This is a genomic window from Longimicrobiales bacterium, from assembly GCA_029245345.1.
GTDB lineage: Bacteria > Gemmatimonadota > Gemmatimonadetes > Longimicrobiales > Gaopeijiaceae > CALFPJ01.
Map to the genome: position 1 here is coordinate 19,146 of JAQWPM010000009.1, position 19,283 is coordinate 38,428.

General features: G+C 60.3%; 17 protein-coding genes. All 17 read right to left on the reverse strand.

From position 1 onward, the window contains the following. Positions 1–44: 44 nt before the first annotated feature. The 17 genes from uvrC to P8L30_02425 all read right to left on the reverse strand — a co-directional run bounded on the left by uvrC (position 45) and on the right by P8L30_02425 (position 19,278). The gene (gene uvrC, locus P8L30_02345; protein ID MDG2239023.1) at positions 45–1,871 is read right to left on the reverse strand and encodes an excinuclease ABC subunit UvrC; all 1,827 of its coding nucleotides are present in this window, start codon (positions 1,869–1,871) and stop codon (positions 45–47) included. 40 nt (positions 1,872–1,911) lie between these two features. After that, positions 1,912–3,483 (reverse strand): murein biosynthesis integral membrane protein MurJ, encoded by a 1,572-nt coding sequence (gene murJ, locus P8L30_02350; protein MDG2239024.1) that lies wholly within the window; start codon positions 3,481–3,483, stop codon positions 1,912–1,914. After that, entirely contained in the window at positions 3,467–3,748 is a 282-nt protein-coding gene (locus P8L30_02355; GenBank protein MDG2239025.1) for a hypothetical protein, read from the reverse strand. Before P8L30_02355 ends, murJ begins: the two co-directional genes overlap by 17 nt. Positions 3,749–3,803: 55 nt before the next feature. Next, positions 3,804–5,417 carry a bacillithiol biosynthesis cysteine-adding enzyme BshC gene (bshC, locus tag P8L30_02360; protein ID MDG2239026.1) on the reverse strand — a complete coding sequence of 538 codons (1,614 nt, stop codon included), beginning with the start codon at positions 5,415–5,417 and terminating at the stop codon, positions 3,804–3,806. After that, positions 5,395–5,865: a 23S rRNA (pseudouridine(1915)-N(3))-methyltransferase RlmH gene (locus P8L30_02365; protein MDG2239027.1), complete on the reverse strand. Its 471-nt coding sequence runs from the start codon at positions 5,863–5,865 to the stop codon at positions 5,395–5,397. The genes bshC and P8L30_02365 overlap by 23 nt, the downstream gene beginning before the upstream one ends. After that, the gene (gene lpxK / locus P8L30_02370; GenBank protein MDG2239028.1) at positions 5,862–6,869 is read right to left on the reverse strand and encodes a tetraacyldisaccharide 4'-kinase; all 1,008 of its coding nucleotides are present in this window, start codon (positions 6,867–6,869) and stop codon (positions 5,862–5,864) included. Before lpxK ends, P8L30_02365 begins: the two co-directional genes overlap by 4 nt. After that, positions 6,866–7,558: a lysophospholipid acyltransferase family protein gene (locus tag P8L30_02375; GenBank protein ID MDG2239029.1), complete on the reverse strand. Its 693-nt coding sequence runs from the start codon at positions 7,556–7,558 to the stop codon at positions 6,866–6,868. The genes lpxK and P8L30_02375 overlap by 4 nt, the downstream gene beginning before the upstream one ends. Then, the gene (lpxB, locus tag P8L30_02380) at positions 7,555–8,676 is read right to left on the reverse strand and encodes a lipid-A-disaccharide synthase (protein MDG2239030.1); all 1,122 of its coding nucleotides are present in this window, start codon (positions 8,674–8,676) and stop codon (positions 7,555–7,557) included. Before lpxB ends, P8L30_02375 begins: the two co-directional genes overlap by 4 nt. A gap of 24 nt (positions 8,677–8,700) precedes the next feature. After that, positions 8,701–8,835: a hypothetical protein gene (locus P8L30_02385; GenBank protein MDG2239031.1), complete on the reverse strand. Its 135-nt coding sequence runs from the start codon at positions 8,833–8,835 to the stop codon at positions 8,701–8,703. A gap of 11 nt (positions 8,836–8,846) precedes the next feature. After that, on the reverse strand, positions 8,847–9,650 hold the full coding sequence (gene lpxA / locus P8L30_02390) for an acyl-ACP--UDP-N-acetylglucosamine O-acyltransferase (GenBank protein MDG2239032.1): 804 nt from the start codon (positions 9,648–9,650) through the stop codon (positions 8,847–8,849). After that, the gene (locus tag P8L30_02395) at positions 9,647–10,930 is read right to left on the reverse strand and encodes a bifunctional UDP-3-O-[3-hydroxymyristoyl] N-acetylglucosamine deacetylase/3-hydroxyacyl-ACP dehydratase (protein MDG2239033.1); all 1,284 of its coding nucleotides are present in this window, start codon (positions 10,928–10,930) and stop codon (positions 9,647–9,649) included. Before P8L30_02395 ends, lpxA begins: the two co-directional genes overlap by 4 nt. Before the next feature lie 58 nt (positions 10,931–10,988). After that, positions 10,989–12,038, reverse strand: coding sequence for a UDP-3-O-(3-hydroxymyristoyl)glucosamine N-acyltransferase (gene lpxD / locus P8L30_02400; protein MDG2239034.1), 1,050 nt, complete (start codon positions 12,036–12,038; stop codon positions 10,989–10,991). An 85-nt stretch (positions 12,039–12,123) separates the two neighbouring features. After that, positions 12,124–12,663, reverse strand: coding sequence for an OmpH family outer membrane protein (locus P8L30_02405; GenBank protein MDG2239035.1), 540 nt, complete (start codon positions 12,661–12,663; stop codon positions 12,124–12,126). A 45-nt stretch (positions 12,664–12,708) separates the two neighbouring features. Further along, on the reverse strand, positions 12,709–15,150 hold the full coding sequence (bamA, locus tag P8L30_02410) for an outer membrane protein assembly factor BamA (protein ID MDG2239036.1): 2,442 nt from the start codon (positions 15,148–15,150) through the stop codon (positions 12,709–12,711). Positions 15,151–15,158: 8 nt separating this feature from the next. Beyond that, complete coding sequence (locus P8L30_02415) at positions 15,159–17,639, reverse strand: ATP-dependent Clp protease ATP-binding subunit (GenBank protein ID MDG2239037.1); 2,481 nt, start codon at positions 17,637–17,639, stop codon at positions 15,159–15,161. Then, a complete protein-coding gene (locus tag P8L30_02420) occupies positions 17,636–18,772 on the reverse strand; it encodes a protein arginine kinase (GenBank protein ID MDG2239038.1) in 1,137 nt (378 codons plus the stop codon). The genes P8L30_02415 and P8L30_02420 overlap by 4 nt, the downstream gene beginning before the upstream one ends. 2 nt (positions 18,773–18,774) lie before the next feature. Then, complete coding sequence (locus P8L30_02425) at positions 18,775–19,278, reverse strand: UvrB/UvrC motif-containing protein (protein MDG2239039.1); 504 nt, start codon at positions 19,276–19,278, stop codon at positions 18,775–18,777. Between the last annotated feature and the right edge of the window lie 5 nt (positions 19,279–19,283).

The following is a 19,283-nucleotide window of genomic DNA, read 5'->3' on the forward strand; positions in this document are numbered from 1 at the left end:
TTACAGACGTTTTTCCGACGCTTTTTGTGAATTCTGAATTTGGGTCACCGGCCGAGATAAGTCAGGATCCGGCTGGCCAGCGCCTGGGAAAACCCAGGGACCCTGGAGATCTCCTCTTTCGTCGCCTCCTTCACACCCTTGAGCGACCCGAATCGCCTCAAGAGCGTGCGCTGACGCTGTGGCCCGATGCCCGGAATCTCACCTAGGTCGCTACGGATCGTGTGCTTCTTTCGGAGTTTCCGGTTGTAGCGGACCGCAAAGCGGTGCGCCTCGTCCCGAATGCGCTGAAGGAGATGCAAAGCGCGGTTGCGCCGGTCGAGGAGAATCGGGTCCGACGAACCCGGCATGAAGACCTCCTCCTCTCTCTTCGCGAGCGCGATTACCGCCACGTCGCCCAGCCCCAACGAGGCCAAGGCTCCGACCGCCGCGCTCAACTGGCCCTTTCCACCGTCGACAACGGCGAGATCCGGCAGTGGCTTCTCTTCATCGCGCCGCCGCCGGAAGTACCGCTGGACGGCTTCCTCCATGGAGGCGTAGTCGTCGTTCCCCCATTCGCCTTTGATGCGCATGTGACGGTAGGCCGCCCGCCGGGGCTCGCCATTCTCGAATACGACCGCGCTCGCCACCGTGTCAGAGCCCTGCATGTGGGATACATCGAAACACACCATGAGTCGGGGCACGACCTTCAAGTCCAACTCGTCCTGCAAGCTGAAGAGGGCATCATCCGCCCGATCCGCTGCGTAGGACATCGCTGCGACTTTGTCCTCTAGCACCTGCCGAGCGTTCTCCTCCGCCAGTTCGATCAGGCGTCGTTTCTCGCCCCTTTGCGGCTCGAGCACGGCGACTTTCCGTCCCGACGCCTCACTCAGGATCTCCGCCAGCAATTCACCGTCGGCGAAGGACCCCGGGAGGAGTACCTGACGCGGTAAATCAACCATGCCCGCTTCTCCGGTTCCCAGGTAGTGCCGAGACACGAGAGAACTCAGGATGTCTTCGTCAGACTCGTCCATGATTTGAGCGAAACGCTGCGCACTGCGTCCTAGGAGCAGCCCGGACCGCACCTTGAGCACGACCCCCGCACCGAGGTCCCCATCACGCGCCAACGCCACAATGTCGAGGTCTCCTCCTTGAGCGTTGTGGACCCGCTGCTCGTTGGCCAGCGCATCGAGTCCCGCAATCACGTCCCGCATTTGCGCAGCCTGCTCGAAGTCCAATTCGGACGATGCTTCGTGCATACGCACTTCGACATCACCCCGTAGCTGCTCAGTGTCGCCCTCCAAGATTCGGAGAATCTCGTCCACCATCCCGCGGTAGTCGGCTTCGGACTGGAGCCCCACGCACGGCGCCTTGCAGCGCCCGATGTGATAGTCCAGACACGCGCGCTCTGGGCGGTCCTTTGGAAGGTTGTAGCGGCACGAGCGGACCGTGTGTAAGCGCTTCACGACCTCGAGGGCTTGGCGCATTGGACCCACGGCCGTGTACGGGCCGAAATAGCGTGCACCATCGTTGATGACGCGCCTCGTCACATACACCCTGGGAAACGGCTCGCGCACTGTCACCTTGATGTACGGGTATTTCTTGTCGTCCCGCATGAGGATGTTGAATCGAGGCTTGTGTTCCTTAATCAGGTTCGCCTCGAGAATCAGCGCCTCGGCTTCGGTGCCAACGACTAGGGTCTCGACCGAATCGATCAGACGAACGAGCTCGCGATTCTTCGGACTCAAATCCACCTCTCGCTGGAAGTAGCTGCGCACTCGGCTGCGAAGCACCTTCGCCTTGCCCACGTAGAGCACCGTGCCGCCGGTGTCTCGGAATAGGTAGACGCCCGGCTTCCTCGCGAGAGCCTTCAGAATTGCAGGAGTTACTGGCAAAGCAGATCTACCGAACGGTGGAGGTGGCGCGCCTCGCCTCTTAAGAGCGTCGGACCGAGATCCCTTCTCCCAGCATGCTCGAGACGATGAGGTAGACTACCCCAAACGGAAGCAGCGTTTCCAGAGCCAGGACTGTGGTACTCACATCGGGCGCCGTGAATTGCAGTAGGACAGCGACCCCACCCGCTACCGAAGCGGCGAGCGTCATCCTCAGCACTGGAGCCAACCCAGGCCCATGGGGACCAATCCTGGCTCCTAGCTTACGCCGCAGAAGCGCAAACTCTACCCAGGCAGCGACAGAAGCCCCGAGGGCCAGCCCTGCGGCTCCGAGGCGGAGCCCAGAGAAGCCGTACTCGTCCAGCGGAATCATCGCGGCCACACCCACGACCAAGGACACGACCACTCGCACGTAGGCGATCCTGGCAGGCGTCTTGGTGTCGCGCAGCGCATAGAAAGCGGACGAAAGCGCGCGCGAACTCGCGGTAGCTGGCAGCCCGAGCGAGAACGCACCCAGCACCCCCCACGTGACCAGCGTTTGCGTCTCACCGAACTCACCCGTTTCAAAAAGGGCCGCAATGGCGACGTCTCCGAGCAACAGGTAGCCCACGGCCGCCGGAATGAGGAAATACGCGATGCGTTTCAGAGCACGGGCCACGCGCTCACCAAGGAGCGCCCGGTCCTCTGCCCTCATCTGTGACATCTCCGGAAGCTCAGACGCAGCGATGCTGATTCCGAACAGGGAGATCGGAAGTATGTAGAAGGTCTGGGCATAACCCATAACGGCCACCGATCCGCTGGAAAGCAGACCAGCCAGGAAGATCTCGAACCAACCACTGAGGTTCACGACGCCGCGTGCCGCAACGACGGGAACGAAGTTTCGGATCGCTTCGGGCACCCCCGGGGCATTGCGATCGAGGGAGGGTCGAAGCCCCGGCAAGTGCTTAAGGGCAGCAGACGCCTGAATCCCCAACTGGACGAAGCCACCTGCTAGAGCACCCCAGGCCAAAACCACGACTAGGTCGCGCTGCCCGAGTCCCCAAAACATCCCGCCCGCCACCATCACGCCGATCAGCGCCACGTTCCAGAATGCCGGAGCGACATAGGACACGAAGAAGCGTCTGTGGCTGTCCAACACGCCCATCGACCACGCGGCGAGGACGAAGATGCCGCTCATCGGGAAGAGGATGCGCACGAGCGTCGTGGTGATTTCCTGCTTCTCCGGGGTCCACTTGGGGAAGAAGGCCTGAACCAATAGAGGGGCGACCAAGACACCAGCCAGCGCAATTGTCCCGGACACGACGGCCAAAAGGCCGAGCACGGCACCCGCAAACCGTTTCGCTTTCTCCTCTTCGCCCTTTCCCACGAACTCCGAGTACACGGGGATCATGGAAGCCGACAGCGTGCCTTCACCCAGGAGATTACGGATCACATTAGGGAGCCGCAGCGCGGCTCGCCACACGTCGGCGAAGTCGCTGGACCCGAAATAGTGTGCGAAGACGCGGTCGCGCACGAAGCCCAAGACACGGCTCACGAAGATGCCGGCGCCGACCCTCGTTGCAGCACGGATACCCTTACCCGTGCCGGCTCGAGACTGCTTAGATGGAGTCGTCACCCGGGGGGAGTGCGGCCTCGGAATCAGACCGTTCGCTGAGGAGTTTGGTCACGAATTGCCCCTCTTCGTCGAGTCGCGAGATCTCGCTGGTGAGCCGCTCGACTTCCCCTTCCAGGTATGCAACGCGTTCCGCCATCAAGTCCGATGGCCCGTCAAGGCTTCGTCGCTCCAGCCTGGACGCCAAGGCGCGGCCGAGTTGCGAATCGAGAAGAATCGCAAGCAGCGGAATGAACACGACGAGAATCAGAACGAGTTGTAAGAACATCAGCCGAAGTTAGAGGTCGAAACGGACACCACACAACAGATCATACGCGACGCGATCAGGAGAGGTTCACACGAAATGCGTCGTAGAGCTCATCAAGAACCGCGCCACCGTACCGCGTCAGGAAGTAAAACGGGTTTTGCACCCGTTCGGCAGGCTTCCCTAATGGGAACAGATGGACCTGCGCCTTCTCCAATTGCCCCAGAGCGATCTCATTTTCTCGCTTGAGCGCGTGCACGATCTTCTTCTCGAGCTCGTCGATGGCAGCAAACGACTGACTGCGAATGTGTTGCACCGGCCCTTTCAGCGTAGGATCAATGGGCTTCACAGCTTGCGTTAACTCCCCAACGCTCTTTCCGATCGCACCCCGCAGTCCACCCAAGGCTTTCCGGGCTTCCGGTGGCACCTCATCCCGAGCGATATCACCTGCGATCTCGTGGAATGGGCGGTGCAGATCTGACACCTGCAAGTCGAACTTGTCGAGGACTTTTCGGATTTTCGTTTCGACCGGAGCCGCCGAGAAACGTGGGAAGATCACCGGCATTTCAATGCCGTGCGCAGCGAAATAATCTTTTTGTTGTGCGAAATACGCCATCTCGCCGGGTCCGCCCACATAAGACAACGTCGGGAAGACCGAACTTTCAACGACCGGGCGGAACAGCACATTCGGGCTCAAGACCGTCGCGTCTTCGCTCTGCGCAGCTCGAATCTCCTCCCTGGTCACGTTGGTCTTGGAGGTCCGCTGCTGAAAGGCTTCCCCCTCGCGATACAGCCGCTCCCGGCCTGCGGGGCCATCGAGGAACAGGTTCACTCCCCCAGGAAGGATCGGAACCTGAAGAGCGAATCCCCCGGCTTCCAGTGCCTGGGCGGTCTCCGTGAGAACGTTCTCCATCTCCTCGGAACGGTCCAGCTCCACCAAAAGTGCGTCCGCAGAATGCCTCTTGAGCGCCGGATTCGCTGCATCCGTAAAGAACAGCCCGAAACGCCCAAGGAGCTCCTGAACGACCTTATGAAAACCATCAGCGAGCGTCGCATCTGGCGAGAACGCCCCGCGAATCAACTCGAAGTATTCGGCACTAAAGTCTGTCTGTGGAAGAAGTTGCAGAAACTTATCTACTTCTACTGTGATCGCCTCACCCGTGGGGATTCTGTGAATCGCCGGGTGCACGGAATCGTCCGGTGCAGCCAATTCGACTCGGTGCAGCTCGTTGTCGGTCCCGATCACATCTGCGTGGTTGGCCTCCGCCCAGTCGTGATCCTCGGAGGCTACCCAGAAGACGGGAATCACCGGCTTTCCCAGAGCTTTTTCGAGGGTCTCTGCGAGGCGAACCGCGGTGAGCGCCTTGTGGATGGAATAGAGGGGGCCACCAAAGAGGCCGGGCTGCTGGCCAGTTGTGACCATATAGCCCCCCTGCTCCACAAAAGCCGTCAGTCGAGCGGCATCTGCGCCAGGTGGCACGATGAGTGCCTCCACAGCCCGCTCGCGCGCCTCTCGATCGAAACGACCATCGACTTCCTCTGCCTTGGACCTGAAATCATCCAAAGACGCGAAGTGTCGTCCGAAGAACGAACAGGCAGCCTCGTCACCCTCGATGTAGCCGCGAACGACATCCGAGCCACCAGGACGTCCGACAATCCATTCCATGTATTTAGCCTTTGTGATACGGCTCACCGCGCAAGATCGTCCCCGCGCGGTATAGTTGTTCAGAAAGCACGAGTCGAGCGACCTCGTGCGGGAGAGTCATCTTGGAAAGCGACAATCGACGACGCGACCGAGCGATCACACGCGGGTCGAGACCATATGCACCGCCGATCACGAACGCCACGCCCGGGGACGACCGCACCGCATGTTCATCTAGGTACCCGGCCAGTTCCCTCGAGTCCATCGATTTTCCGTCCCGGGTAAGCGCCACAACGTCTACCTCGGCTGGGACGCGCGCGAGGAGGCGCTCCGCTTCAGCACTCATGACCGCTTGAGCGTCCTTCGATCCACTCTTAGTGCCAGCCGGAACCTCCTCAACGGAAAGCTTCCAATGATGGCTGGCACGACGTTCATAATCTGCCACAACTGGTGCGAGGGCACCTTTGACGGCCCCAACAGCGACGATCAAGACCTTCACTGAACGGGCCCGGCGGAGAGAGTGAGGAGCACCTCGATATCTTCTCGTCCTGACTCGAAATAGACCTCCTGGTGCAACACGCGGACGTCGCCGAGACCGTCGGAGTAGGGCCTGAGTTTCATGGAGTCCTTCTCCGTCACGACGATGACTCGCCCCCCTGCGATCCTCTGTATGTGATCAACGTCGGCCGCATCGTATTCGTGATGGTCCGCGAAGGCCAACAACTCGACTTCCTGGCCACTTTCCCAGGCAACCACATCCCAGAACGCCTGTGGTCTCGCGATCCCGGCTGCGACGAGCACGGCCGTGTCTGGAGCCTCAGCCGTCTCACCGGAAAGTGTCGTCCACCCGGAGGGCCTGAGATGCACTAGGGCAATAGCCGAATCGGGCGCCCATCGTCGTGCCTTCTCAATGAGTCCCTGGGCGGTCTCGCGAGACGCTACTTTGCGCGTCACGATTATTCCGTCCGCCCGTGACAACCCCCGCACGGACTCCCGATAGGGCCCAGATGGAAGCAGATGGCCCGGGAACCGGTCCTCGGCTGCCAGCAGCACCAGATCGACATCCCTGGCCAACCGGCGGTGCTGGAAGCCGTCGTCCAAGACCACAACGTCCGCACCCTGAGCCGCCGCCTCCAATGCACCGGCAACCCGATCGGGATTGGCAATCACTGGAGTGCCTGGGTGCCACGAGGCATGGAGAGCGATCTCATCGCGACCGTACCCACGCGCAACTACGGCCGGCCGATGCCCCTGCCTCAGAAGCTGCTCGACCACCCAACCGGCCACAGGCGTCTTTCCGGTCCCTCCCACTGCCAGATTGCCTACCGAGACTACCGAGACACCTTCTGGCCGTATGGCACCGCCCCAGTCCAGAAACTGGTTTCGAACCCCCACCGACCCCCCATAGATCCAAGAGATTGGCCGAAGCAGCACAGAAACACTCTGGTACCCCGGTTCACCGTCCCACACCTGCCGGGCGATGGCCTCGAGTGCCCCGCTCACTGATTCTCGCCCGGGCCAGACTCGGATGCAGACTCGCGCGGCGGGTCGGTTACTTTCGGATTCAAGCGAGCGGTGAGGGCATTGAGGTCCTCTCCGATTTCGCCGCCGATCCGCTCGAGATCCTCACGCGTCGCTCCACGCCCAACGAAACGGGGCGGCAAGTACTCGAGCCGGATCTTCGAGAGCGGCCTCGGAACCAGAAACCCGTCCCAACTCCGGAAACGCCAACTGGACGAAGTCCCCAATGCCAGAGGGATCACTGGGAGCCCTGTCATCTGCGCCACAGCCAATGCACCCGCCTTGAAAACGCCCTGTGGGCCCTTCGGTCCGTCTGGAGTCAGAGCCAGGTCTTTTCCCGCTCGAGCGGCGCGTACGAGCCCTCTCAGGCCTCTCTGTCCACCGCGAGTACTCGAGCCTCGCACGGTCGCGAACCCATTTCGCTGGAGAACACGAGAGACGTATTCTCCGTCGGTGTGGTCGCTCACGAGGGCGACAATGTCCTCGCGCCTGTGATAATGGATGAGCGGGAGCAGTTGCCCGTGCCAAAACACAAAGATCACGGGGGTGCCTCGTCGCCGAAAATGCAGGTATGACTCCTCGCCCACCCGCTTTACTCGGGTGGTGCTGAAGAGCGCGCCCATCAGACCCGCGCCCAAGACTCCGGCTGCCCCGAATTTCAGATCGTTCACCCGCGCGCCTCCAGCAGGGCGACGCCAAGATCTGCCACCCGGGCGGAGGCGCCTGGCTCACCCAGACGGGCACGGATCTTGGACAGCCCTTCGACCTGCTTGAGGTGTTCACTCGACTCGATGTCCATCAGTGGAATCAAGTGCTCCGCCATGCGTTCTGGAACCATCGCGTCTTGTATGAACTCGGGCACCACCTCCGCGCCGGCGACGAGGTTCGTCAGGGACACATGTTCAATGCGGAGAACTCGCTTCACGATCGCCCAGGAAAACGCCGACGTCTTGTAAGCGACGATAAAGGGCGTGCCCTCCAAAGTGGCCTCAAGCGTTGAAGTGCCCGACTTCACGAGGCCTGCACGGGCGTGCCTCAAGAGGCTGCGTGTGTCCTCCACCACCGCAAAATCCAGTCCGGAATACACATCAGCGGGCAGGGTACTGGCCCTCCCCACGACCACCTGGGTCTCCGGACGGGCTTCGACGACCATGTTCGCAGTGCGCACAAAGGCGTCCATATGCCGGGCCAGTTCCTGGCGTCTCGAGCCGGGAAGCACCGCCAGAATCGGTCGGTGGGCATCCAGGCCCCACGCTTCATGGAAGTCCGGTGCGCTCGCGACGTCGTCTGGGCGATCGAGGAGCGGGTTGCCCACGAACGTCGCGCGCGCTCCGGCAGCCTCGAGCATCTCCACCTCGAAGGGGAAGATTGCCGCGACGTGATCCGTCGTGCGGGCCAGCTGTGTGGCCCTGCCCGCACGCCAAGCCCAAAACTTCGGCGAGACATAGTAGACAACGGGTCGCCCGGCTTCATGAGCTGAACGGGCGATCCTCATGTTGAAGCCCGGATAGTCGATCGGAATCACAAGATCTACGGACCAAATGAGCTCTGTGACCTTCCGTTCGAGTTCTCGAAAGAAGTCCAGGTGGGATACGATTTCGGCGAAGCCCATTACCGCGAGATCATCGAGCCCCGCAATCAACTCGACTCCGGCCGATGCCATGAGTGGTCCACCCGTCCCAACCAAGCGGACCCCGGGAAGACGCGCACTGAGGGCGCGGGCCACATCGGCACCGTATCGGTCGCCGGACGCCTCCCCTGCGAGGAGAAGAACGGTGGTTGGTTTCACGTTAGCCGGCTGACACCGGTGCGATCAGAACCGTGATCCCAGGTACCAGATCATTAGCAGGGTGATCACGAGCAGCGTCACGAGCCGGGAGTGCGGCATACCCTTCCGTGCGTCGATCCAATTCTTCTTTCGGGCCTGGCGTATTTTGATCAGTGACATAATTCCTCTCGTCAGAGCGTGATGCCGCGCTCACTCCCTCGGATAAACTCGAGGAGGTGCCGCACTTCGGGAATGGCGGGCACTTCCTTTTCGGCGCGTTCCAAGGCTCGAGAGACGTTTTCGCTCGATTGGAACAGGATACGGTAGGTCTGCTTGAGCCCTTTGCGGACGTCTTCGGAGAAACCGCGACGGTCGAGGCCAACCGAGTTCAAGCCATAGAGCTTCAACGGGTTGCCAGCTGCACTGCAATACGGTGGCACGTCTTGTGGCACACGAGAGCCGCCGCCCACAAAGGCGTGCGCCCCGATCCGGACGAACTGATGGATCGGCGTGAGACCACCCACGATGACCCAGTCCTCAATGACAACGTGCCCAGCCATGTTTACCGAATTGGCGAGGACGACGTGGTTCCCCACCTCGCAGTCATGAGCTACGTGCGTGTAGGCCATGAGCAAGCAATCGCTGCCCACCACAGTCACGCCGGCCGCGGAGGTCCCGCGATTCAGCGTGGCGAACTCACGAATGACGGTCCGGGCGCCGATTTCAAGCGTGGTTTCTTCGCCCTGGAACTTGAGGTCCTGAGGGTCCGTCCCGAGAACAGCGCCATTCGAGATGTTGCAATCCTCACCCAGAGTCGTATCTCGCTCAACGAGCACGCGAGGGCCGATCTGGGTGCCATCGCCGACTACGACACGCGGACCGATCATGGCCCACGGCCCCACAGTGACCCCGGCCCCTAATCGCGCCGCAGGATCGACGAGCGCCGTTTCGTGAATCTGCGTTTCACCACGAGTCCCGATCGTCAGGCCGCTCACTTGTCGACGATACTCGCCATCAACTCGGCTTCTGCAACGAGTACCCCATCTACGAATCCCTTCCCTTTCATTTTGCACACACCACGGCGGAACTGGAGCATCTCCAATTCGAACACCAGAGTGTCTCCAGGTGTCACGGGGCGTCGCCATTTCACGCGGTCCACTGACATGAAATACACGACCTTGTCTTCTGGCTTCTCGACCTGATCCATGATGAGGAGGCCGCCACACTGAGCCATGGCCTCGATGATCAGTACACCGGGCATGATCGGATGTCCCGGGTAATGACCTTGGAAGAAGGGTTCGTTGATCGTGACGTTCTTGATTCCAACGAGCCGCTTGCCGGGCTGGTAGTCCGTGATGCGATCCACGAGCAGCATCGGATACCGGTGCGGCAAATGCTCCATGATTTTCGTGATATCCACACGAGCCGCCCTACTCGACTGGCGCACGTGGGTCTCGATGGCACGAGCCAGAGCAACATTCCCGGAATGACTCGGACGTTCAGCCACCACATGCGCCTGGAGGCGCCCGCCCAGGAGCCCAAGGTCGCCCACGAGATCGCCAGTCTTATGGCGAACGAACTCGTCGTCGAATCGAAGCCCGTCATTCATGACCCCCGAACCATCGAGGACGATCGTATTGTCCAACGAAGCACCCAACGCGAATCCTTTTGTCCTGAGCGCCTCCGCATCGGCTTCGAACCCGAAGGTGCGCGCCGGTGCCAACTCCGTTCGAAAGGTCTCGGCGTCTACCAAGAACGAAGCGTACTGACGCCCAATGGCCTCATGCTCAAAGTCGATCGTGGCAGAGATCGTAAGTGCAGAGCTGGGAGCCGCGATGTACGACTGTCCATCTTTTCCAGAGAAATGGACGGGGCCGCTCAATTCGATAATCCGGGCTTCAGCCTCCTGGTCCTCGGTGCCGGCGCTCTGAATTGCCTCGAAGTAGTCTCTGAATGACCCATCACGAATCGGAATCTCAGGGCCACCCACCTCCACGAGGACATTGTCGATGCCCCCGGCATTGAGCGCGGACATCAGGTGCTCGACCGTGAGCACCTTGGCCTCGCCAAGCCCGAGAGAAGTCCCGAGCTGGGTGTCAACGACATTCTCTAGGACCGCTGGAATCTCCGGGGCGTCATCAAGGTCAACACGACAAAAGCGAATCCCATGATCCGCGGGCGCCGGCTTCAAAGTGAGAGTTGCGGCTTCACCCGAATGGACGCCGTGGCCGTCGAGCTTGATTTTCTTTCCGATCGTGCGCTGATGGGGACTCATGTATACCTCATCGAGGTCCTGAAGATGTCGAGATCCCAGGTCGTTCAAGCGTCATAAGTTACCGCTCTGACTCTATCCGCTCCACTGCCCCTTCCACGGCCGTGATCCGGTCCACCAACTTCGACAGCCGTCCCAAATGCGCCTGCCGTCGCAGTTGCTCTCTATGAGGGCGCGACGGATGACCCGACATTGTCACTCCAGCCGGCACATCCCGCATGAGTTTGGTGGCAATCGCGAGTCGCGCACCGTCCCCTATCTCTAAGTGATTGCTCACTCCGACCTGGCCGCCCATCCAGACGCCTTCGCCAATGCGGGTAGAGCCCGCGACACCGACCAGGGCGGCGAATAGAGACAAGGCACCGACTTTCACGTTGTGCGCCATATGGATGAGGTTGTCGAGCTTGGAGCCCCGCCCAATGACCGTGTCGCCCAACGAGCCGCGATCGATCGTCGTGTTCGCCCCGATCTCCACGTCGTTCTCGATCACGGCCCTCCCCACCTGCGGCATCTTCAAGTGGGCGCCATCAACGAATGTAAAACCGAAGCCATCCGAGCCAATTCGGGCCCCGGCGTGAACGACCACGCGGTCGCCAATCACGCTCTCGTGATACACGACCACCTGCGGGTACAACAGGCAGTCCACTCCGATCCGCGTTTCTCGCCCAATCACGCAATGAGCGCCGACGCGACTCCGGTCACCGAGCTGCACATCATCTTCGAGCACAGCATACGGGCCTACGGAGACGCCTTCGCCCAGTTGCGTGCCATTTCCGATGATCGCCGTAGGATGGATGTCCGCCTGCCACTCCCTGGACGGGTGAAAGCGGCCCAACAGAGTCCGAAGCGCCGGATGCGGATCTTCGACCACCACACACGGCACACCTTCGGGGACATATCGCTCCAAGGCGGGCGAGACGAGGTACGAGGTCGCCTGACCCTCGGGCACATACTTGGTGTAACGCTTTGCTGCCAAGAAGGCCATTCCACCGGGTTGTACCTCGTCGACCGGGCCAACGCCAGCCACCGGAATCGAGCCGTCGCCACTGACCGATCCCCCGACCAAACGAGCGGCGTCCTCCACGGTGAAGTCACTCTCTTTCGCATTCATGCCGATGTGCTCCAAAAGAAAAGGGGCCCACGGTCGCTGCGTCGCGCCGTGGGCCCCATTCTACATCCTGTGAAGGGCGTAGACGCTAGTTCAGGCCTCCGGGCGCAGCGGCCGCAGCGGCCACCAAGCGACGGAGCACCTCTTGTGTCAGATCCAGGCTCGGGTCCGCGGAGATGATCGACCCCGCGGCGGCGTCCAGGATCAACGCATAGTTGCCCTCTTCCCGTATCGTCTCGATGACCGCCGTGATCTCGTCCATAATAGGCTGGACGAGTTGCGCACGCCGCGAATTCGCGGACGTCTGCAGCTGCTGAACTCGGTCCTGGTACTCCTGAACCTTCATCTGGAACTGCTGCTCGCGATTGGCTTTGGCTTCCGGTGAAAGCGTAAGCGCCTGCTGTTGGAGCGCCTGCTCCATATTGGTCAACTCATTCTCGAACCGCGTGATCTCGTCCTGAGATGCCTGCAGTTCGGCGTCGAATTGGGCCTGCGCTTCAGAGGCTCCGGGGGCTTCGTTTACGATCTCGGCCGAGTTGATGTACCCGATCTTGAGCGTCTGCGCCTCCGCAGCCCCAGCCGTAAACAAAAAAGCCAGCGCGAGGGGTGCGAGCGAGGTGCGTCGCATAATCCTGAACTCCGTCATAATGATCGTTATGTAGCTTAATAATGTCTAGAAACCTGGGCCCATTTTGAAGTGGAGCTGCCATCCAGGTGTCGTCTTATCAAATCCATACGCATAATCGAGGCCAATGGGTCCAAAGGGTGTTACCAACGAAAGCCCGATTCCCGCACCTCTGTACAGTATTGTTGGGTCGAACTCGCCCGGCTCACGCCAGACATTACCCGCATCGAAGAACAATGAGATACCGATCTGGTCGCTCATCCGCAGCGCGTATTCCGCCGTAATCGTAAAGAACGCATCACCGAGTCGGTCGATGTCTGTGACGCCCCCGGCTCGCTCGGCGAAGTAGCCCAGCGGTGTGATCGACGTCTCGTCGTAACCACGGAGGTTCTGACCGAACTGCACGCCACCCATCCAGAATCGATCGAACGGGAAAGCGTCGGCATTACCGAACAGCGCCCCCCCCTTAATTGTCAGGCCGAGCGCGGTCCGAAGGCCGCCGCCAGGAGCTGCGCCCTCTTCTCCACCGCTAGAAGATCCGATGGGCACCCACCAGGTCGCATCGGCAAGGATCTTCGTGAACTGACCGTCACCACCCAAGAGTCCCCCGTTGGCCTCAATGTTCACGTTCTGACGCGAACCCGCAGTCGGAAAGAGTGGGTGATCCAGCGTTTGTCGGGTGATTCCGAACGTCGCCTGGCTCTGCACGCCCGGCGGACGACCAAAGAGAGACGTGTCATCCTGGTTGTTGAACAACTCGTACTTGGTCCGCGAGATGCCATAACCGGCAAACATCCGCGTCACCCTCGAGGCGGGCCACGGGAAACCGAAGCGCGTAGTAGCACCAACACGGCGACGACGGCCTGACGAGAATTGGAAGAAGCGGTCACGCGAGTTGAAGAGAGACAGCGATCCGGAAACGAGACTCTGGAAGAGCGCCGGATCCGTGTAGCTCGCCTCGAAGCTGTTGAGGTAGGTCCCGAAATCCCACCGGAGGCTACCCGCCTTTGCCTGCCCGAAGAGGTTCGGCTGCTGATACCCGACAAAGCCGGACAGTCCGACTCCACCACCAACGGAGGTTCCGAAGTTGATCGAGCCGGTCTGCTTTTCGACAACATTGAAGGTGATATCAACGTCGCCATTTTCCGTAGGCTCGATGTCCGGGAACGGCATCGGAGCTTCGAAGAAGCCCAGGCCGGAGATATTCTGATAGCTGCGCAGGACTCGATCTTGGCTGTACACATCACCAGGCAAGACGAAAATCTGGTTCCGAATCACCCATTCATACGTGTATTCGTTCCCGCCAATCGACACCCGATTCACGAGCGCAGGCGAACCTTCTGAGATCTCCCAAGCGACGTTGACGGTCGGGGCGGCACCGTCCGATCCGGGCACCTTTTGGGTGACCGGATTGATTCGGGCGTAAAGATATCCTTCGTTCCGATACAGCTCTTCGACGGTAAGGATCGCCTCCTCAAACGATTCGGAATTGAAGACCTGTCCCTCGGCGCTCCTCACGTCACCACTGCCGCCAAACCCGAGGCTACGGAGAATGCCGCCTTCTTCCTCGGCGAAGAACGCTTCCAGCTCTTCTGTGGTAAAACGACTGGCGCCATTCACCGCGAACGTACCGAGTCGGTATTGCTCACCCTCGTCGACCTCGATAACCACCCGGGATTTACCCGTCATCGGGTCAACCACGATCGTATCCGTAACGACCTCGAAATCGAGATATCCTCTGGCCGCATAGAAGGTCGGCAGACTCAGCTCGAGATCTAGATCAAACTCAGCTTCGTCGAAGCTCCCGGACCGGAACCACCAGAAACCCTCTGGCTTCACGGACATTGCTCCACGGAGCTCTTCGTCGGTGAAAACCTCGTTCCCAGTGAAGTCCATCTCAGCGATCGTCACGCGCTGTCCCTCGACCACGTCGATGACGACATCGATCTCATTCCGGTCGCTGTCGATTTCTACCAAGCGATCCGTGATCTCGGCAAATGGAATCCCGTCGTCGGCAAGCTCCTCTCGAATGAACGCCTTGGCGTCGAGAATTCTTTGCGGGTTGTAAGGGAACCCAGGTCGAAGTCCTGTCGTGTCCCGAACCTCTCTGGCGGAGGTGCCGTGTTCAAGACCCGTGATATCCACGCGGCGAACCGTCGGCAGCTCTTCCACTGTAACAACGAGCTGAACCGGATCCGTACCGAGCGCACGCACAACGATGTCTTTGAACAGGCCCGTGTTTAGGAGCGCCTTGATCCCTCGCTGGACGTCACGGTAGCTGACCTCCTGCCCGACCTGGATCGCGAACACCGCGACGATCGACTGCGACTGAACCCGCGTGCTGTTGCCCTCAACGAGGACGGTATCCACGCGTACCAGCTGCCGTTCGGTCTGCGCCTCTGCTGTCGTAGGAGCACAGAGGGCCATGACGGTGAAGAAGGCCGCCGCGAACGCGGGGGCCTTCCCAACCAACCGGGGAGTTGTCTTCAAAAGTTGTGTCACGTCTTCGTCGCCGATTCCGCTCGGAGGTTCAAGCCGTCGCCATTCTCGTTCGCATCCACTTCGATCTCATCTCCATTGCTGAACTCGCGCTGCAGGATCATTTCAGATAGCGGATCCTCCAAGAACCGTTGTATGGCTCTCCGAAGCGGCCGCGCGCCGAACTTTTGGTCGTACCCCTCATCGACGAGGAACTGGATCGCCGAGTCGGTCAGCGAAATCGTAATATCCTCTTCAGCCAAGCGAGTCCGCACGTCGGCAAGAAGGATGTGTACGATCTCAGAAATCTCGGTCTTGGTCAGCGGGTGGAAGACGATCGTGTCGTCTACCCGGTTCAAGAACTCCGGGTTGAACGCACGCTCGATCTCCTGCCGCACCTTGTCCTTCATGATCTCGTAACTGGTCTTCGGGTCCGCGGACTGGAAGCCGAGGCCGCCTTTCGAAATATCCCGCGCGCCCAAGTTGGACGTCATGATGAGCACGGTGTTCTTAAAGTCGATCACCCTGCCGTAGTTGTCCGTCAGGTGACCTTCATCCAAAACCTGCAACAATACGTTGAAGACATCCGGGTGCGCCTTCTCGATCTCGTCTAAGAGGACGACTGAGTACGGGCGACGCCGTACAGCCTTCGTCAGCGCACCGGAATCTTCATACCCCACGTATCCCGGAGGGGCACCGATCAAGCGAGACACGGAGAATTTCTCCATGTACTCGCTCATATCCACACGGATGAGCGCATCACGATCGTCAAAAAGGAACTCGGCCAACGCACGCGCCAGCTCGGTCTTACCGACACCGGTCGGCCCGGAGAAGATGAACGACCCGATGGGACGCTTTGGATCCTTGAGTCCGGCTCGGCTGCGACGGATCGCACGACTGATCGCGCCAATCGCGTCCTCCTGGCCTACGATCCGCTTGTGGATCTCCTCTTCCATGTGCACGAGTCGGTCCGACTCGGTCTGCTGGATGCGCATGACCGGAATGCCCGTCCACCGGCTAACGATGAACCCGATCTCTTCTTCGGTGATCTCAGGACGATGCTGCTTCCGCTCTTCTTCCCACGTGTCCTGCTTCTCACGGATCGCCTGGCTGAACTCACGTTCTTCGTCCCGCAACTCAGCAGCTCGCTCGAAATCCTGATTGCCAATCGCGTCTTCCTTCCGCTTCGCAATCTCAACGAGCTGTTCCTTGAGCTCTTCGACTTCAAGAGGCGGCACCTGGCTCGCAATGCGTGCCCGCGCGCCAGCCTCGTCGATGACGTCGATGGCTTTGTCGGGAAGGAAACGGTCGGTGATGTAACGGTCGGCGAGCTTGGCAGCCTGTTCGAGCGCCTCGTCCGGGATGATGATCCGGTGGTGTTCCTCGTAATGGCCTCGGAGCCCCTTGAGGATCTCAACGGTTTCATCAACGGCGGGCGGATCTACAATCACCGGCTGGAAGCGCCGTTCGAGCGCGCCGTCCTTTTCAATGTATTTGCGGTACTCGTTTAGCGTCGATGCCCCAATGCACTGCAGCTCCCCACGCGCTAGAGCTGGCTTGAGCATATTCGAGGCGTCAATCGCCCCCTCGGCCGCACCAGCGCCCACCAGCGTGTGCATCTCATCGATGAACAGGATGACAGTTTTAGCCTGGTGGATCTCGGTCATGACCGCTTTGAGTCGTTCCTCGAACTGCCCGCGGTACTTCGTACCCGCGATGACAGCCGCCATGTCCAAGGCGAGCACACGATACCCACGCAGCGCCTCAGTAATGTCTCCGCGCGCAATCTGCTGTGCCAATCCTTCTACGAGCGCGGTCTTACCGACACCGGGTTCTCCGATAAGGACCGGGTTGTTCTTCTTCCTACGGCACAGGATCTCCACGACTCGTTCGATCTCATCGGTCCGACCAATCGTCGGATCGAGTTTTCCCTGCTTGGCGAGCTCGGTGAGGTCGCGGCAGAAATGATCGAGAGCAGGCGTCTTCGACTTCTTCTCGCCTTGCTTGGCCGATGGCGTTCCCGGAGTCCCGCCGCCAATGCCAGCAGGCTCAGACGGTGACACGTCGGACCCGAGCACCTTGAGGGTCTCGCCCCGTGCCTCTTCCAGAGTGACGCCAAGCGAGTTGAGCACCTGGGCCGCAATGCCCTTCTCTTCCCGCAGAAGGCCGAGCAGAAGGTGCTCCGTGCCCACATACGAGTGATTGAAATCTCTAGCTTCCGCCATCGCGAACTCGAGGACCTTCTTAGCCCGCGACGTATACGGCAGTTCGCCGAGCGCGATGGTCGCCTTTCCCTTTCGGACGGAGGCGTCCACGCTCTCGTGAATCTGATCCAGATCCACGTTCAGGTTCGTGAGAACAGCCGCGGCAACGCCCTCACCCTCACGGATGAGGCCCAGGAGAATGTGCTCGGTTCCGACATAGTCGTGCTGTAGGCGAATAGCCTCTTCGCGGGCCATCGCCAGAACTTTTCGCACGCGGTCGGTGAAGTTGTAGTTCATCGTCCGTCAGGATCGGTCGAAGGGGTCGTTTCGTCGGACTGATCTTCGTCCGATTCGATCTCCCCTTCTGTAGCAAGGATACGCCTTACGTACGTCGCGCGCTGCGCGTCGCTTTCCGGCGCGGAAAGGTCGTAACCCGCGGCCTGCTCAAGGTGAGCAGGCTGCGTGAATATCATCATTTTGTTCAGCGTGTATACACGGAGTCCAGGGAGTAGTTTCAGGCTCAATCCCAGGCGCACGCCCGAGAGGAGATTCATCAACTCCTCGAAAGGTAGCGACCTCGCGTAGCGGAGCAGACCGTACGCTCGCCATATCTTGTCCTCCGTGACTCCGCGCGCATCGCGAAGTAGCACCTGCCGTGCCTGTAGCTCATACTGGATGACCTGTCGTGCCACCTTGTCCAGATGATCGACCAAGTCTTCCTCTGTCTTTCCTAGTGTCGTTTGATTGGACACTTGAAAGAAGTTTCCGACGACTTCGGACCCCTCACCGTAGAGCCCTCTGAACGTCAATCCGACCTGACTGAGGCCCTGGAGGACCTTCCCGATCTCTTTGGTAAGGACCAGTCCGGGCAGGTGCATGAACACACTCGCCCGCAATCCGGATCCAACGTTGGTGGGACAGCTCGTCAGAAATCCGAACTCGTTGTGGTATGCATAAGGCAAGTCACGGCCCAACTCCTCGTCCAGCCGATCGACGAGTCTCCACGCCTCCTCGATGCGGAGCCCCGACAGGAGGCTCTGCACGCGGAGGTGGTCTTCCTCATTGACCATCACACTTACAGGATCTCGGCTCGACAGATGCACTGCAGTGCCGAGAGCGGGCGTCGTCCCCACTTCACCGAGCAGATCACGGGTCACCAATCTTCGCTCTAGGAGGATCTCCCGAGTGCGGGTGGCGACGTCCGGCATCTCAAGCAAGGAGCCGGTGGCGAAGCCCTCGGTGCCCTCTACTGCCGACTTGAACCGTTTGAGCACAGCCTCACGATCATTGATCCTAGCTCGCGGCCCGAACGCATGGCCCTGGAGATTTCGGGCAAGACGCACGCGCGTGGACAGGACGATGTCCGCATGGTCACCACTGGCCTCAAGCCAACTCAATCCGTAGTCCGGAATTGTCGAGAAGTCGCTCATGGTTACACCGGCTCCAACGACCGGATCTGGTCTCTCAGTTCGGCTGCCCGCTCAAAATCTTCGGAATCGACCGCTCGGTGTAGCCTGCGCCGAAGTCCCTCCAGCCTCTTTCCCATCTCAGAAGCCGTCGGGTCGGGCGGAAGATAGACCTTCCCCACATGCTTGACCCCGCCGTGAATGCGTCGCAGCAGGCGGCGGAGGTGGCTCTCGAACGTCTCGTAGCAGTGCGGGCAACCGAGCCGACCCGTTTCGCGGAAGGCCTTGAACGATAGACCGCAGAACGAACACTCGAGATTTGGAGTGGTGTCGCTTTCGCCGCGCTCATCGCCCATCTGGGCGAGAAAATCCGTCAACGGGAAATTGGCCGCCTCCGGCGCGGTCTCGACGCCCTTCTCCGCTGCGCAAGTCTCGCAGAGGTGGTAGGTCGACATTTCGTTATTCACGATCTGCGTCAGCCGCATGACCGCTTCGTTCGAGCCACATTTTTCGCAGATGTGATTGGACATCTAGA

Bases quoted from the DNA above. Each gene is read 5' to 3' on its own strand.
- P8L30_02355 (MDG2239025.1), bottom strand. From the start codon at position 3,748: ATGTTCTTACAACTCGTTCTGATTCTCGTCGTGTTCATTCCGCTGCTT.
- P8L30_02385 (MDG2239031.1), bottom strand. From the start codon at position 8,835: ATGTCACTGATCAAAATACGCCAGGCCCGAAAGAAGAATTGGATCGAC.
- P8L30_02395 (MDG2239033.1), bottom strand. From the start codon at position 10,930: ATGAGTCCCCATCAGCGCACGATCGGAAAGAAAATCAAGCTCGACGGC.
- lpxD (MDG2239034.1), bottom strand. From the start codon at position 12,038: ATGAATGCGAAAGAGAGTGACTTCACCGTGGAGGACGCCGCTCGTTTG.
- P8L30_02405 (MDG2239035.1), bottom strand. From the start codon at position 12,663: ATGCGACGCACCTCGCTCGCACCCCTCGCGCTGGCTTTTTTGTTTACG.
- P8L30_02415 (MDG2239037.1), bottom strand. From the start codon at position 17,639: ATGAACTACAACTTCACCGACCGCGTGCGAAAAGTTCTGGCGATGGCC.
- P8L30_02420 (MDG2239038.1), bottom strand. From the start codon at position 18,772: ATGAGCGACTTCTCGACAATTCCGGACTACGGATTGAGTTGGCTTGAG.
- P8L30_02425 (MDG2239039.1), bottom strand. From the start codon at position 19,278: ATGTCCAATCACATCTGCGAAAAATGTGGCTCGAACGAAGCGGTCATG.